This is a genomic window from Allomuricauda sp. d1, from assembly GCF_039592695.1.
GTDB lineage: Bacteria > Bacteroidota > Bacteroidia > Flavobacteriales > Flavobacteriaceae > Flagellimonas_A.
In genome coordinates this window covers 383,999-397,741 of record NZ_JBBUTK010000002.1, presented here as the reverse complement: position 1 = coordinate 397,741, position 13,743 = coordinate 383,999, and the positions used below count along the sequence as shown (strand labels likewise).

The following is a 13,743-nucleotide window of genomic DNA, read 5'->3' as shown; positions in this document are numbered from 1 at the left end:
TTGAATTTTAGATTTGCGCTTGAATTTATACTTATGATAATCTACAACGTTACCATCAACATTGATGACGATGTGCACGATGAGTGGCTGTCATGGATGCGCAATAAGCACATTCCCGATATGCTGGCAACGGGCAAGTTCTCACACGCCAAAATGTCCAAAGTATTGGTTGAAGAAGAAATGGGCGGAACTTCTTATTCTGTGCAATACACCTGCCCTGATAAAACCACATTGGAAAAATACTATCAAGATGACGCACCCCAATTACGTGAAGAGGGCATGAAACTGTTTTCCAATAAGTTTGTCGCCTTTAGAACCGAACTGGAAGTCATCAGCCAGCAAATACCATAGCAGCCACATTCTTTTGTAGAATTCGCAGTACCTTGCAAATAACCACCTCGGGGAAAGTCCACGAGGCATTGGAAGGAAACTAATCTTAGATTTCGACAGTCTCGTCCCGATAGCTATCGGGAGTTATCGGGACCGGATCATAATAAATCTCGATTATCGAGTAAAACGCCCATGTCTAAAAAATTCAGGGAAACCACGTCGAAGCCAGATCAAAATGGGCAGGGCCGAACTCCCGTAAAAGCCAAGAAACACCTCGGCCAACATTTTCTGAAAGACGAAAACATTGCCCAAAAGATTTCAGAAACCCTGTCGCTTGAAGGGTATTCCAAAGTCTTGGAGATTGGCCCGGGCACAGGTGTGCTGACCAAATATCTTTTGATGCGAGGTGTCGATTTGGTCGCCATGGACTTAGATGAGGAGTCGATTGTATATCTCAACCATAGTTTTCCTTTAGAGCATCCCAAAGTGTTGCAGAAAAATGGAAAGCTCAACATTGTCGAGGCCGATTTTTTAAAAGTTGATCTCACAAAAATCTTTGGCGATGCACAATTCGCCATCACGGGCAACTTTCCCTACAATATATCGAGCCAAATTGTTTTCAAAATGCTCGAGATGCGGCAACAGGTACCTGAATTTTCGGGCATGTTCCAAAAAGAGGTGGCACAGCGCATCTGTGAAAAAGAAGGAAGCAAAACCTATGGTATCTTATCGGTGCTGGTTCAGGCATTCTACGATGCTGAATATTTGTTCACGGTACATCCGCAGGTATTTGACCCTCCCCCAAAAGTGCAATCTGGGGTGTTGCGTTTGGTCCGAAAAAAAGAGGAAACATTACCCTGTGATGAAAAACTTTTCTACAGAGTGGTCAAGGCAGCGTTCAATCAACGAAGAAAGACGTTGCGCAACAGTCTTAAAGTCTTTCAGCTCTCAGATAATCTCAGGGAAGATGCTATATTTGACCGACGCCCCGAACAGCTTTCGGTGGCAGAATTTATAGCATTGACGAAGAACATAGAAAATGACTCCGTTTAAACTCACAGATGGGCTTGTAGAACACATTCAAGAACTCATCGCGGCAGATAAAGATACCCAGTTATTGGCGATGATGAATGAATATCATTATGCCGACATTGCTGATATTGCCAATGAGTTGGATGATGAAGAAGCCACGTACCTCATCAAGCTTTTAGATAGTGAAAAGACCTCTGATGTTCTCACAGAACTTGATGAAGATGTGCGTGAGGCGGTTCTGAACAACCTCTCGGCAAAAGAAATAGCCGAGGAGCTTGTGGAATTGGACACCGATGATGCCGCTGACATTGTTGGTGAACTGCCCAAGGAGATTGTTCAAGAGGTCATTTCAGAAATAGAAGACCGCGAGCATGCCAAAGATATCGTCGACCTGTTGCAATATGACGAAGATTCTGCTGGCGGATTGATGGCAAAAGAGTTGGTCAAGGTCAATGAAAACTGGACGGTCACCCGTTGCGTAAAAGAAATGCGCGCGCAGGCCGAAAACGTGACCCGGGTACATTCCATCTATGTAATCGACAATGAAGAAAAATTGAAGGGCAGGCTTTCACTGAAAGATTTGTTGACCGTTTCTACCGAGACCCATATCAGGGAGGTGTACATCCCCAAGGTTGACTATGTAAATGTGAACGAAAAGCCTGAAGAGGTTGCCAAAATCATGTCAAAATATGATTTGGAGGCCATTCCCGTGATAGATGAAATCGGACGATTAGTGGGACGGATCACCATTGATGACATTGTGGATGTGATTCGCGAGGAAGCAGATAAAGACTACCAATTGGCGGCAGGTATTTCTCAAGATGTAGAGGCCGACGACAGTATTTGGGAATTGACGCGCGCGCGTTTGCCCTGGCTTATTCTGGGCCTGTTCGGAGGCGCTGCTGCTGCTGTAATCATGGGCGGATTTGAGGAAGTTTTCAGAAAATACACCATCCTTTTCTTGTTTACCCCCTTGATTGCGGCCATGGCCGGAAATGTTGGTGTGCAATCAAGTGCCATCATCGTACAAGGACTTGCCAATGATGATATCAAGGGCAGTATCAGTAACCGTTTGGTCAAAGAAATGCTCTTGGCACTCTTAAACGGAATCATACTTGCTGCACTGCTGCTGCTGTTCACGTGGGTTTGGAAAGGCGATTTCATGACCGCAGTGGCCATTTCGGTCTCTTTGATAGCCGTAATCGTGGTTGCAGGATTTATAGGAACCTTCATTCCGTTGTTTTTGGACAAAAGGGGGATTGACCCTGCCATAGCCACAGGGCCGTTCATCACGACAAGCAATGATATTTTTGGTATTTTGATTTATTTCTTGATTGCCAAGATGATATTAGGAATCTAATCTATGAAACCCATCAATTTAAAAGAAAAACACGCGCTTTTTGATGCACAATGGCATCCGCATCAAATAGCCACAGTGGATGACATGCAGGTCATCTTGGCCAAAATACAGGGGGAGTTTGTGTGGCATTCGCACGAAAACGAAGATGAGCTCTTTCAGGTATTGAAGGGCACATTGTACATGAAATTCAGAGACCGTACCGAAGTGGTGGAAGAGGGCGAAATCATCGTGGTACCCAAAGGGGTTGAACATTGCCCATCCACAAAAGAGGGTGAAGAAGTGCACTTACTTCTTTTTGAAAAGCAAAATACCGCACATACGGGCAATGTGGAACATGAAATGACAAAGACGACATATCCTAAAATATGAAGGTACTGCATCTAGACACCAACCATCCCCTGCTTATTGATGAGTTTGCCAAAATGGGGTTTGAAAACCACGAGGACTACACCTCTTCAAAAGAAACTATTGAGAAAAAAATACACGCTTATGATGGCATCATCATCCGCAGTAGGTTTACCATAGACCAACAATTTCTGGACAAGGCCGAAAACCTAAAGTTCATTGGCCGTGTCGGTGCAGGTATGGAAAATATTGATGTTCGCTATGCGAAACAAAAGGATATTTTCTTGGCAAATGCCCCCGAGGGAAACCGCAATGCCGTCGCCGAGCATAATTTGGGCATGCTGTTGGCCTTGATGAACAATATGCTCAAAGCGCACCGAGAGGTCAGAAAAGGAATATGGGACCGTGAGGGCAATAGAGGTGTTGAGCTTGATGGAAAGACCGTTGGTATCATCGGCTATGGAAATATGGGCAAGGCCTTTGCCAAAAAATTACAGGGTTTTGATGTTGAAATCATCTGCTATGACATTGTTGGCGGTGTCGGTGATGACCATGCCAGACAGGTGGGCATCATGGAGTTTCAACAGCGCAGTGATGTGGTCAGCTTGCACGTGCCCCAGACCGAATTGACCACGGGTATGGTCAATACCGAGTTTATCAACGCCTTTCACAAACCCTTTTGGCTGCTCAATACTGCCCGGGGCAAATGTATCGTCACCCAAGATTTGGTTGAAGGCTTGAAATCGGGCAAAGTTCTTGGGGCAGGATTGGATGTGCTTGAATATGAGAAAAAATCATTTGAAGAATGGTTTACAAGAAAACCAAAACCTTTTAAGTATTTGCGAAAGGCCAAAAATGTGCTGATGACACCGCATGTCGCAGGTTGGAGTTTTCAGAGCAAGGAAAAATTGGCCCAGGTCATTGTGGAGAAAATCAAGGAGCGGTTTTCCTAATTTTAGCTGAGTTCAATGTGAAGAAAACCATCTTTATCTTTTCAACACTCATCGTCGCACTGCTCATACTCTTCCGACTAAGCGAATATGCCTTTTTGGTCGGCGACACTTCGATTGAGCTCATCATTGCTATCGTGGCCATTGTCTTTTTAGGTATCGGGCTTTACATCAATAAAAAGAGAGCAGAAACCATCCCCAGAAAAGATGGGGAAATCGATGCCAAAAAAATAAAGGAGCTGGGCATCAGCGACCGCGAGTACGAAGTATTGCTCGAAATCTCAAACGGCCTCTCCAACAAAGAAATCGGCGAAAAGCTCTTCGTCTCTGAAAGCACCATTAAGACACACGTCTCCAATCTTTTGGTAAAATTGGATGCCAAACGCCGTACCCAAGCCATCCAAAGGGCAAAAGAACTCCAAATTATTGCGGGTTAAAGGCCGTTTCAGCCAAAAGTACCGTTGTTTTAGTACTTTAGTATGAAGACCAATTTCAGGTTTTGCAATAGTTTAGCCCAAACCAAAAACGATACACCATGAAAACAGCTGTAATCAAATTCAGTGCTTTCGGAATACTTGTTGGCTTTGTTGCTTTTCTTTCGGGATTGTATTTCGACATTACCACAAATGAAGCCTTTGGTTATGCGACCATTGTGGCCTCGTTGCTTTTTGTATATTTTGGAATACGGCATTTTAGGGATAAGCAAAACAACGGCAAGCTCAATTTCAAAAAAGGAATGATCATCGGTCTTTTGATTTCTGTGTTCACCGCAATCGGAATAGCAGTTGCCGATTTCATTTATACCTCGGTCATCAATCCAGATTTTTTTGCAGAATACGCTGAAAAGATGAAGGCAGAAGACCCCACTGTAGAAATTCAAGAGTTCACCAGTGGTCAGGCAGCGGTCTTTATGTTTGCGCTGGTATTTATTATTGGACTCATCATTTCACTGATTTCATCACTTATCTTACAACGTAAATAATAGCACTATGACCATAGATGCAAAGACTGTTGAGGAATACATTTCTAAAGTACCTGACAACCGGAAAGAGCCGGTATCCAAACTACGGAACACGGTAAAAGAAAACCTCCCTGAAGGTTTTGAAGAGGGAATCACCTATAAAATGATAGGTTTCTACGTGCCCCATAACATCTATCCTGATGGGTATCATTGTGACCCCAAACAACCGCTGCCATTTATCAATATTGCTTCCCAAAAAAACTTTGTGGCATTATATCATTCTGGAATTTATGCGGATAAAAACTTGTTGGACTGGTTCGTAAAAGAGTATCCAAAACATGTCAAAACAAAATTGGATATGGGCAAAAGTTGCATTCGTTTCAAAAAAATGGAGAGCATACCTTACGAATTGATTGCCGAACTCTGCCAAAAAATGACGGTCAAAGATTGGGTTGAACTGTACGAGAAAAATGTGAAACGGTAAAAGGACACGAATTCCACTAATTTTCACTAATCAGAATATTTTGAATTCGTGCCATACGTGAAATTAGTGTCCAACAGAATATGATCGAACAGGTTCCCACCGTAGTCTATGCTGAGCTGTCATTTTGGGCGTGTCACACTGAGCGCAGTCAAAGTGCAGTCGAAGCATGGCTGAAAACTGAGCGTGGCAAATGGTTGTAATTAATAAAGATTCCCGCCTTCATGGGAATGACAAAATAGCGATCCAATGAAGAAAAGAGTAACAGGTCTAGGTGGATTTTTCTTCAAGACCAAAGACCCTGACAATATCAAAAAATGGTACAAGACCCATTTGGGAATACCCGTAGACCAATATGGATGGAGTTTTTGGTGGAAAGACAAGGAAGGGAATGACTGCATGACACAATGGAGTCCGTTTAAGGACGACACCGCCTATTTTGACCCCAGTGAGAAACAGTTTATGATGAACTTTCGGGTCGAAAACCTACAAGAACTTTTGGCAGCGCTGAAAAAAGAAGGGGTGACTATTGTAGGTGAGGTTGAAGAATACGACTATGGCAAATTCGGTTGGATCTTGGATCCAGAGGGCAATAAAATTGAACTTTGGGAGCCTGTTGATAAAGCCTTTCTTTGAACACATGCCGCCTATTGAAATATTTGCTACATTTAAACTTCGTTCAACCAACATTTTAAAATTATGTCAGAAGAAAACAAAGATTTCGGCGATAAGGCCGAAGATGCAGCCAACGATGCCAAAGAGGCAGCAGGTGATTTTAAGGATGAAGCCAAAAAAACAGCCAATGAATTTAGTGAAGGACTGAAAGATGTCGGCGGTGATAATAAAAAAATTCTAGTAGGAATTTTAGCCATTATTGTAGGCTCTTTAGGAGTGCACAAATTTATTTTGGGTTACAACAAAGAAGGATTTATTCTGCTTGGAATCACCGTAGTGGGAATGGTTTTGACCTGTGTGGGAGTTGGTGTATTCTTAGTATGGGCCACGGGGCTTGTCGGATTGATAGAAGGCATTATCTACCTCACCAAATCCGATGAAGAATTTTACAATACCTACCAAGTAGGCAAAAAACCTTGGTTCTGATAAAATCTTGGCCAGAAAAATGCTTCTGGCCTTTTTTATTTCAATACATCATCGTAATATTGCAATATTAAATTATAAATCTTGGGTGTTTCTAAAACACATATCTTTTCTACCCATCAAAACGAGTTGGCGGCCATCGCCAAAGTCATGGCACATCCTGCCCGCTTGGCCATATTGCAGTATATCAGCAAACAAGAGGGTTGTATCTGTACCGATTTGGTCGATGAAATCGGCCTCGCACAGCCTACGATTTCGCAGCATTTGAATGAAATCAAGAAAATTGGGCTACTTGAGGGCACCTTTGAAGGTAAAAATCTGTGCTATTGTATTGATACAGAACGTTGGGAGGAATTGCAATCACTCTTTCAAGAGTTTTTTTTGAACATCCATCAAAATTGTTGCTAAATGAAGACCAGTGAATTTTTAAAGTTGTTGGAAATCCATAAAAACAAAAGCCTGTTGTTCGAATATTTACCCGGCAAATTTGTCGGCGCCAACTATCATATCACAGAAGTGAAAAACATCACTGTTGATGTGGTGGACTGTGGCGCAGGGACTGATTTTTGGAAGGAAACCATTATACAATTGTGGGAGAGTCCGGTAGAAAAAGACAAAACTGTATTCATGACGGCTTTGAAAGCCTTGGGCATTCTGAACAAGGTCGACAGAATGAAAACAATGGCCAGAGATGCAGAGGTCAAGTTTGAGTACAGTAACGATAATTTTCACACTGCACAACTCTTTGTCAATGACTTTAGCTACAATGACCAAAAATTGATTCTCAACCTTGCTGTTAAAAAAACGGATTGCAAAGCAAAAGAAACTTGCGGCGTAGCAGAACCTGAAATGGCACCGGCCCAAGGTGCTTGTGCCCCGGGTAGCGGTTGTTGTTGATTTAATCCAAGTATAAAAAATTATGGATATCTTATTCTTTTTGGCGACAATATGTTTGGTATTGTTCATGGTACTTGCTACCTACGACGGCTTCTATCTTCATATTTTCAAATACGCTCTTTTTAATAGAGAAGAAAGCATCTTTGAACATAAGACCCATACCGCAAGGGCAGTGTTATTTCCATTGATTGTATGGTTTTTATTCATTGACGAGACACAGGCAGGTTTTCTAATCGGTGTTTCTCTGGCGGTTTTAGATATAGTCGTTTTGGCAATCGATGCTTATTCAGAGAAAGAAAGTCGTGGCTTTATGGGGGGACTTCCAAGGTGGGAATACATCGTTCATCTTTTTTCCAATGCATTTCACTTTTCGGCCATCGTCTTGGTGCTGTCTATCAAGCTAAAAATTACAGATTCTGTTGTTTTCGTTACTACTGTTCCTGCCTCTCAAGCCAAAGAACTGTTCCACCTGATAAGTATCAACGTCATACCCGGCGCGATTGTACTGGCCATTCTGCACCTGGTGTTGCTCGATTCAAAATTCAGGGAATTTTGGAACAACCAAAGAGCTAGAATTGACTGCTGCTGACATGAAGGTCGCTAATGACATAGAGATAAAAACCATGAAAGCTGATGACTGGCCCGAGGTGGCAGGAATATATGCCGAAGGAATAGCCACGGGTTTTGCCACCTTTGAATCCGAAGTTCCTGAATATAAAAGTTGGGATGTTGCCCATATCAAGGCATGTCGATTGATTGCCAAAGAGAACAATAAAATTTTGGGCTGGGCGGCCCTTTCACCTGTTTCGGGCAGATGTGTTTACGGTGGTGTTGCTGAAGTGAGCGTTTATGTTGGCGAAAATGCCAGAGGAAAAGGCATTGGCAAGGCCCTAATGCAACGTTTGATTTCAGACAGTGAAGAAGAAGGATATTGGACATTGCAGTCAGGCATTTTTCCCGAGAACAAGGGCAGTATCAAATTGCATGAACAGGTGGGATTTCGGTATATCGGAAAAAGAGAACGGGTCGGTAAAACGTTGGATGGCATTTGGAAAGACAACCTTTTATTCGAAAGACGAAGCAAAATTGTAGGGTTATAAAATCAATCAAAAGATGAAAACACAACTCTTATCCAAAATCGAAAAAACTATCGAATCTTTGGATGTCTCAACTATTTCAGACGAACGTAAGCAAATCTTACAACCATTTATTGATTATTTAAAAAGTAAGATTTCAAATAAGCAGCCCATTCGCCTCAATTTTATTTGCACCCATAATTCACGCAGGAGCCACCTATCCCAAGTATGGGCGCAGACATTGGCATATCACTTTGAAATAAAAGATATGCAGTGCTTTTCTGGCGGCACTGAAGCTACCGCAATGTTTCCGAAAGTAGCGGAGACCCTTTCAAAACAGGGTTTTTCCATTCAAAAATTGTCAGAGACCAGTAATCCTGTATATGCCATAAAATATGCCGAAAGCGAGCACCCTGTGATTTGTTTCTCAAAAACCTATGATGATGCGTTCAACCCAAATCATGGTTTTGGGGCCATCATGACCTGTGATTCGGCCAATGAGGCCTGCCCCATGGTGATGGGCGCAGAGGGTCGGTTTCCGATCACCTATGAAGATCCAAAAGCGTTTGATGGCACCGCCCTGCAAGATGAGAAATATCTGGAGCGGAGTATGCAGATAGCTATGGAGATGAAGTATGTTTTTCGAAAAGTCAGTAAAGAAAATCCATCCTGAAGCTCAAAGAAGAAGCTTTTCTAAATAAGGCTGAACATTTGCAAGAAACAGAAAAGCGCTATTTTGAAAAGTAAGAAAGAAAATAGAATTCTTGTATTTCTGTTTTCCAGTGATTCAAGGCGTTGTAGTTTTTTTAAATCGTACTTGTTCATGGCACTATAATATGTAGGTTTGATAAACATACGGGCAAAATCATAGCCTGGACTTTGAAAAAGTTGAATTTCAGCGTCTTCAATATAAAAACTATGAATTTTTACTAGGTTATCGCTACATAGGTTCAGATCACTTTGATTGGGTCTCAGCATGCTTCCGTTCCAACTCGGCCAGAAATTTTTACATCAATAGAAGCAAATCAAGGGAATAATTGATCTTACATATCAAAATTAAGAGGCAATAATTCTCCAATACGACGAAGGCCCATTTCACCGCTAAACCAAATGGCATCAACGGGAGTATAATTTCCATAAGGGTCTACATAAAATGGATTTTTCAAGAGCTGAAAAAGCGATTGGCTTTTCTTATCGAACAGGATACCTATTTTTTCATGTTGTTGGTGCACTTCCAAAAGTCCGCTTTCTCGCTTTGTAGTGAATGCGCTATCAAGTGGGATTATTCTATTTTTTATAAACAATTGATAGCCCTCTTCGCGTAATTTGCCCCTGTAGAGCGATCTGAATACATGGAGGGTTGAGCCAAAATAGACCTTTTTTCGTTGTTTTCTCATTTTCTCGGTGACAGAATCTACTTCTTTAAACCGGGATGAACCGGCATAAAAAACCTTTTTAACATTTTGTGCACTGCTTGAAGAATTATAAAATTCCACCTCAAAATCGTTAAGGTAATAAGAAAGTAGATATCCTAACTTTTCATTAAAAATTTGAATTGGTTTTTCGGCATATCCATATAATGTTCTATTGCTTTTCTTATAATATAATCGGATGACGTTTTCATTTAAGATGCTGCACTTTTTATTTGACACGCCCAAAAATTCCCTTTTGAAAACTTTCATTTTTCTAGCTCGTGACCAAGTATCAGGCTGAAGTACCACCTCCTGAAGTTGTGTGGCTTCTTCTTCCATGTAAAATGTTAGAAAAGATTTTTTATAATCTTCATAAACTACAGTTCTGTATCCCAAAAATCTAATGATTAGAGGACTGGTCATTTTCTCTCTGGCTACAAGCCTAAACTTTCCATCAAAATCTGTAATTGTACCTATAGAAGTACCATCGTAGAATACATTCGCACCAACAATAGGCTGACTTGATTTTACTTCTAGAACCTGTCCTTCCAAGATATACTCTTGTGCAGCGGCAATCGAAACATAGATAAAGGCTACAAATAAAAATGTGAAGTACCTGGGCATCTATTTGTTTTCGACATGTTTCCGTTCCAACTCGGCCTGAAATTCTTCCATCACGGGTTTGACGGTACTTTCGGGCAGGTCGGCGATTTTGATGTACATGAGCCCGTCCACCGAATTATTAAAGAGTGGATCCACGTTAAAGGCCACCACTTTTGCATTTTGCTTGATGTATTTTTTGATGAGCACCGGCAAACGAAGACTGCCCGGCTCGACCTCTTCAATCAACTTGTCGAATTTATTGAGATCGGCCTGGGTCTCATCAAAGACAAATTCTTTATCGGCATCTTTCAATTTGACCTTGAACTCTTTTTTCGGGTGAATGTACTGCGCCACGTAGGGATCCCAATAATTCGATTTCATGAACTCAATCATCAACGATTTTGAGAAATTTGAAAATTGATTGCTGATGCTCACGCCACCAATCAAATATTGGTGTTCGGGAAAACGTAGTGTCGTATGCACAATACCTTTCCATAACAGAAATAAAGGCATGGGCTTCTGTTGATATTGTTTCATGATATAGGCACGGCCCATCTCGATAGATTTTTCCATCATTCCGAAAAGCTCGGGTTCAAACCCAAAGAGATCTTGCAAATAAAATCCGTCAATGCCGTATTTTGGGAAAATCTGCGACCCCAAGCCCATTCGATAGGCACCTACCATTTCTTTTTGTTCATTGTCCCATAAAAAAAGATGGTGGTAATATGAATCAAAGGCATCAAGGTCAATGGCGTTGTTGGTACCTTCACCCACTTCTCTGAACGTAATTTCGCGCTGCCGACCTATTTCTTTCAACAAGAACGGCATGTCTTTCTCTTGGGCCAAAAACACCTCATAGTTTTTGCTCTGTAAAAGCCTAAGGTCTTTTTCCCGAAGTTTTTCAATTTCACCTTCCAAAACCTCAGTGCGTATGGCTGTAGCTATCTTTTTTGGTGCTTTCGGGATCTTTAATGTGGTGGGCACTTTGTCAAACAAACGCTCTTTCTCAAACACATTGGCCAACAAATAGGTCTTCTTGCGAAGCAGTTCGGTAAACTCTTCCAAGGTTTCTTCCTCTTTCTGTGCTTTTACCGTAATCGGTTGGCCAATTCGCACTTTGATGGGCCTTCTGCTCTGTGTGGTCAGTTCTGATGGAAGTTTTGCCGTGCGAAAAACATCGTTGATCTTTGACAATCGATAAAAAAGCCTGCTGTTCTTAGCATGAAAATAAATGGGTACAACGGGCACCTCGGCTTTTCGAATCAATTTGATGGCCGCTTCTTCCCAGGGTCTGTCGACTACCAACTTGCCATCGCGATAGGTCGATACCTCACCAGCTGGAAAAATACCCAACGGATGACCCTCTTGCAGATGCTTCAAGGCCGTTTTGAAGCCCATCACACTGCTCTTGGCATCTCTATGGGTCTCGAACGGATTCACGGGCATAATGTACGGCTTCAACGGCTCGATACGATGCAGTAAAAAGTTGGCGATAATTTTAAAGTCAGGGCGTTCTTTTAACAACAATTTCAATAAAAGCACCCCATCGATACCCCCCAGAGGATGGTTGGATATTGTGATGTAAGACCCCTCTTTCGGGAGACGCTGTAATTCTTCTTCGAGAATTTCAAAATCGATTTCGTAATGCTCTAAAATGGCATCCAAAAATTCTGGCCCTTCTAAATCTTTGTGTCGATCATAAAAGCGATTGATGGTGGTAATCTTGGTGACCAACATCAAAATCCACCCTATAAAAGTGCCAAAAAAACCGTATTTCTCTAGCCTGATGACCTTTGCAACCTCTTTCGCCGAAACCAGCCCCATATAGTATCAATTAGCTAATCGTAAATATAGAAAAATGCGGGGATTGCCCTCGCCACCCATCGCTATTTAACGACCAACTGCAAGGTCTCTTTGCCACGTTGTTCGACCAAAACCGTATACCCATTTTGAAGTGATTCCACAGCTTTTTCATCAAAATGCCGTATGGTGTAGAGGGATACGTCTTCATGGCACACCACTTTGAACTTTTTCTTGAGTTCTTGAAGTAAGCCCTGCAGGCCACCAAATCTATTGTCTAAACAGACAGAAAAACTAATGGCGGAATTCTGTATCAAATCCACCTTCATGCGATGATCATGTAACAACTTGAAGATTTCACTGATGTTGTTCTCAACGATAAAAGAAAAATCGAGGGATGAGAGCTTGATGAGTACCTGATTTTTTTTGACAATAAAACACGGTATCTCTGGGGAAATGCCCACCCCTTTACCAACTGTGGTGCCCTGTTGCGTGGGATTCATAAATGATCGCACCTGCAACGGAATCTCTTTACGCTGTAAGGGTTGCAATGTCTTTGGATGGATGACCGATGCCCCATAAAAAGCCAATTCAATGGCCTCACGATACGATATTTCGTTCAACAATCGGGTTTCCTTAAAGTTTCGGGGATCAGCATTGAGCACTCCGGGCACGTCTTTCCATATTGTCACCGAGGAAGCGTTCAGACAGTACGCCAAAATAGCAGCCGTATAATCAGAACCTTCTCGGCCCAATGTCGTTGTAAAATTATTGTCATCACTGCCCAGAAAACCTTGGGTAATGTTGAGTTTTTTGGTATCGATTAGTTGTTGTACCGCTTCTTGGGTACGCTCCCAATTAATGTGGGCATCGCGATATGAGCTATCAGTCTTTATCAATTCTCGGATGTCAAGCCATTGATTTTTGAGTCCGACTTCATCGAGGTAGGCACTTACAATCGTCGTCGATACCAGCTCGCCATAGCCGACCACTTGGTCGTACACAAAACTGTGTTTTGGCGATTTGTTCCATAACAGAAACCCCTTTACCTCTTCAAAAAGCGCTTTTACCCTCTCAAAAATAGGATGTTGCGGACTCTCAAAAAGTGCCTCCAAAATAGGTTGGTGGTAACCAATGACTTCTTGAAGTGCGCTGTTGACCTGATTTTTGTCCTCAAAATAGGCGTTGACCACGTTCTCCATGGCATTAGTGGTCTTGCCCATGGCAGAAATGACCAGCAAAGTATCTTCATGACCAGTTTCTTGTAGTACCTTGAGGAGATTTTTAACACCCTCGGCATCTTTTACCGATGCCCCACCAAACTTGAATACTCTCATAAACTAGATTATTCTTTTTCATTCCCACGGAGGTGGGAATCTCTTATAATTTATCGCATAA

18 protein-coding genes are annotated in these 13,743 nt (G+C 42.1%); 15 read left to right on the top strand and 3 right to left on the bottom strand.

Features of this window, described 5'->3' with window-relative positions:
* Nucleotides 1-33: 33 nt before the first annotated feature.
* The 15 genes from AAAH86_RS08880 to AAAH86_RS08810 all read left to right on the top strand — a co-directional run bounded on the left by AAAH86_RS08880 (nucleotide 34) and on the right by AAAH86_RS08810 (nucleotide 9,203).
* The gene (locus AAAH86_RS08880) at nucleotides 34-351 is read left to right on the top strand and encodes a DUF4286 family protein (RefSeq protein ID WP_343487219.1); all 318 of its coding nucleotides are present in this window, start codon (nucleotides 34-36) and stop codon (nucleotides 349-351) included.
* Between the two features lie 171 nt (nucleotides 352-522).
* The gene (gene rsmA / locus AAAH86_RS08875; RefSeq protein ID WP_343487218.1) at nucleotides 523-1,383 is read left to right on the top strand and encodes a 16S rRNA (adenine(1518)-N(6)/adenine(1519)-N(6))-dimethyltransferase RsmA; all 861 of its coding nucleotides are present in this window, start codon (nucleotides 523-525) and stop codon (nucleotides 1,381-1,383) included.
* Nucleotides 1,370-2,722, top strand: a complete 1,353-nt coding sequence (gene mgtE, locus AAAH86_RS08870; RefSeq protein ID WP_343487216.1) for a magnesium transporter — start codon at nucleotides 1,370-1,372, stop codon at nucleotides 2,720-2,722. Before rsmA ends, mgtE begins: the two co-directional genes overlap by 14 nt.
* A gap of 3 nt (nucleotides 2,723-2,725) precedes the next feature.
* On the top strand, nucleotides 2,726-3,091 hold the full coding sequence (locus AAAH86_RS08865; protein WP_343487215.1) for a cupin domain-containing protein: 366 nt from the start codon (nucleotides 2,726-2,728) through the stop codon (nucleotides 3,089-3,091).
* Nucleotides 3,088-4,020, top strand: a complete 933-nt coding sequence (locus tag AAAH86_RS08860) for a 2-hydroxyacid dehydrogenase (RefSeq protein ID WP_343487214.1) — start codon at nucleotides 3,088-3,090, stop codon at nucleotides 4,018-4,020. The genes AAAH86_RS08865 and AAAH86_RS08860 overlap by 4 nt, the downstream gene beginning before the upstream one ends.
* Nucleotides 4,021-4,037: 17 nt before the next feature.
* On the top strand, nucleotides 4,038-4,454 hold the full coding sequence (locus AAAH86_RS08855) for a response regulator transcription factor (protein WP_343487213.1): 417 nt from the start codon (nucleotides 4,038-4,040) through the stop codon (nucleotides 4,452-4,454).
* Between the two features lie 98 nt (nucleotides 4,455-4,552).
* Nucleotides 4,553-4,999 carry a DUF4199 domain-containing protein gene (locus tag AAAH86_RS08850; protein ID WP_343487212.1) on the top strand — a complete coding sequence of 149 codons (447 nt, stop codon included), beginning with the start codon at nucleotides 4,553-4,555 and terminating at the stop codon, nucleotides 4,997-4,999.
* A 7-nt stretch (nucleotides 5,000-5,006) separates the two neighbouring features.
* Entirely contained in the window at nucleotides 5,007-5,462 is a 456-nt protein-coding gene (locus AAAH86_RS08845; RefSeq protein ID WP_343487211.1) for a DUF1801 domain-containing protein, read from the top strand.
* 246 nt (nucleotides 5,463-5,708) lie between these two features.
* The gene (locus tag AAAH86_RS08840; RefSeq protein ID WP_343487210.1) at nucleotides 5,709-6,095 is read left to right on the top strand and encodes a VOC family protein; all 387 of its coding nucleotides are present in this window, start codon (nucleotides 5,709-5,711) and stop codon (nucleotides 6,093-6,095) included.
* Between the two features lie 63 nt (nucleotides 6,096-6,158).
* On the top strand, nucleotides 6,159-6,560 hold the full coding sequence (locus AAAH86_RS08835) for an NINE protein (RefSeq protein WP_343487209.1): 402 nt from the start codon (nucleotides 6,159-6,161) through the stop codon (nucleotides 6,558-6,560).
* Nucleotides 6,561-6,641: 81 nt separating this feature from the next.
* Nucleotides 6,642-6,965, top strand: a complete 324-nt coding sequence (locus AAAH86_RS08830) for a metalloregulator ArsR/SmtB family transcription factor (protein WP_343487207.1) — start codon at nucleotides 6,642-6,644, stop codon at nucleotides 6,963-6,965.
* Entirely contained in the window at nucleotides 6,966-7,454 is a 489-nt protein-coding gene (locus tag AAAH86_RS08825) for a DUF6428 family protein (RefSeq protein ID WP_343487206.1), read from the top strand.
* A 22-nt stretch (nucleotides 7,455-7,476) separates the two neighbouring features.
* A complete protein-coding gene (locus AAAH86_RS08820) occupies nucleotides 7,477-8,043 on the top strand; it encodes a hypothetical protein (protein WP_343487205.1) in 567 nt (188 codons plus the stop codon).
* A gap of 34 nt (nucleotides 8,044-8,077) precedes the next feature.
* Nucleotides 8,078-8,554, top strand: a complete 477-nt coding sequence (locus tag AAAH86_RS08815; RefSeq protein ID WP_343487204.1) for an N-acetyltransferase family protein — start codon at nucleotides 8,078-8,080, stop codon at nucleotides 8,552-8,554.
* 13 nt (nucleotides 8,555-8,567) lie between these two features.
* Nucleotides 8,568-9,203 carry a protein-tyrosine-phosphatase gene (locus tag AAAH86_RS08810; protein WP_343487203.1) on the top strand — a complete coding sequence of 212 codons (636 nt, stop codon included), beginning with the start codon at nucleotides 8,568-8,570 and terminating at the stop codon, nucleotides 9,201-9,203.
* 370 nt (nucleotides 9,204-9,573) lie between these two features.
* Here AAAH86_RS08810 and AAAH86_RS08805 read toward each other — a convergent pair whose 3' ends face one another.
* The 3 genes from AAAH86_RS08805 to AAAH86_RS08795 all read right to left on the bottom strand — a co-directional run bounded on the left by AAAH86_RS08805 (nucleotide 9,574) and on the right by AAAH86_RS08795 (nucleotide 13,682).
* Nucleotides 9,574-10,566 (bottom strand): carboxypeptidase-like regulatory domain-containing protein, encoded by a 993-nt coding sequence (locus AAAH86_RS08805; protein ID WP_343487202.1) that lies wholly within the window; start codon nucleotides 10,564-10,566, stop codon nucleotides 9,574-9,576.
* A complete protein-coding gene (locus tag AAAH86_RS08800; RefSeq protein ID WP_343487201.1) occupies nucleotides 10,567-12,369 on the bottom strand; it encodes a GNAT family N-acyltransferase in 1,803 nt (600 codons plus the stop codon). It abuts the gene before it with no gap.
* Nucleotides 12,370-12,431: 62 nt separating this feature from the next.
* Nucleotides 12,432-13,682 (bottom strand): aspartate kinase, encoded by a 1,251-nt coding sequence (locus tag AAAH86_RS08795; protein ID WP_343487200.1) that lies wholly within the window; start codon nucleotides 13,680-13,682, stop codon nucleotides 12,432-12,434.
* Between the last annotated feature and the right edge of the window lie 61 nt (nucleotides 13,683-13,743).

What these genes read in the sequence shown, in the direction of transcription:
- AAAH86_RS08880 (WP_343487219.1), top strand. Translation starts at nt 34, where the DNA reads ATGATAATCTACAACGTTACCATCAACATTGATGACGATGTGCACGAT.
- rsmA (WP_343487218.1), top strand. Translation starts at nt 523, where the DNA reads ATGTCTAAAAAATTCAGGGAAACCACGTCGAAGCCAGATCAAAATGGG.
- mgtE (WP_343487216.1), top strand. Translation starts at nt 1,370, where the DNA reads ATGACTCCGTTTAAACTCACAGATGGGCTTGTAGAACACATTCAAGAA.
- AAAH86_RS08865 (WP_343487215.1), top strand. Translation starts at nt 2,726, where the DNA reads ATGAAACCCATCAATTTAAAAGAAAAACACGCGCTTTTTGATGCACAA.
- AAAH86_RS08860 (WP_343487214.1), top strand. Translation starts at nt 3,088, where the DNA reads ATGAAGGTACTGCATCTAGACACCAACCATCCCCTGCTTATTGATGAG.
- AAAH86_RS08850 (WP_343487212.1), top strand. Translation starts at nt 4,553, where the DNA reads ATGAAAACAGCTGTAATCAAATTCAGTGCTTTCGGAATACTTGTTGGC.
- AAAH86_RS08845 (WP_343487211.1), top strand. Translation starts at nt 5,007, where the DNA reads ATGACCATAGATGCAAAGACTGTTGAGGAATACATTTCTAAAGTACCT.
- AAAH86_RS08840 (WP_343487210.1), top strand. Translation starts at nt 5,709, where the DNA reads ATGAAGAAAAGAGTAACAGGTCTAGGTGGATTTTTCTTCAAGACCAAA.
- AAAH86_RS08835 (WP_343487209.1), top strand. Translation starts at nt 6,159, where the DNA reads ATGTCAGAAGAAAACAAAGATTTCGGCGATAAGGCCGAAGATGCAGCC.
- AAAH86_RS08825 (WP_343487206.1), top strand. Translation starts at nt 6,966, where the DNA reads ATGAAGACCAGTGAATTTTTAAAGTTGTTGGAAATCCATAAAAACAAA.
- AAAH86_RS08820 (WP_343487205.1), top strand. Translation starts at nt 7,477, where the DNA reads ATGGATATCTTATTCTTTTTGGCGACAATATGTTTGGTATTGTTCATG.
- AAAH86_RS08815 (WP_343487204.1), top strand. Translation starts at nt 8,078, where the DNA reads ATGAAAGCTGATGACTGGCCCGAGGTGGCAGGAATATATGCCGAAGGA.
- AAAH86_RS08810 (WP_343487203.1), top strand. Translation starts at nt 8,568, where the DNA reads ATGAAAACACAACTCTTATCCAAAATCGAAAAAACTATCGAATCTTTG.
- AAAH86_RS08805 (WP_343487202.1), bottom strand. Translation starts at nt 10,566, where the DNA reads ATGCCCAGGTACTTCACATTTTTATTTGTAGCCTTTATCTATGTTTCG.
- AAAH86_RS08800 (WP_343487201.1), bottom strand. Translation starts at nt 12,369, where the DNA reads ATGGGGCTGGTTTCGGCGAAAGAGGTTGCAAAGGTCATCAGGCTAGAG.
- AAAH86_RS08795 (WP_343487200.1), bottom strand. Translation starts at nt 13,682, where the DNA reads ATGAGAGTATTCAAGTTTGGTGGGGCATCGGTAAAAGATGCCGAGGGT.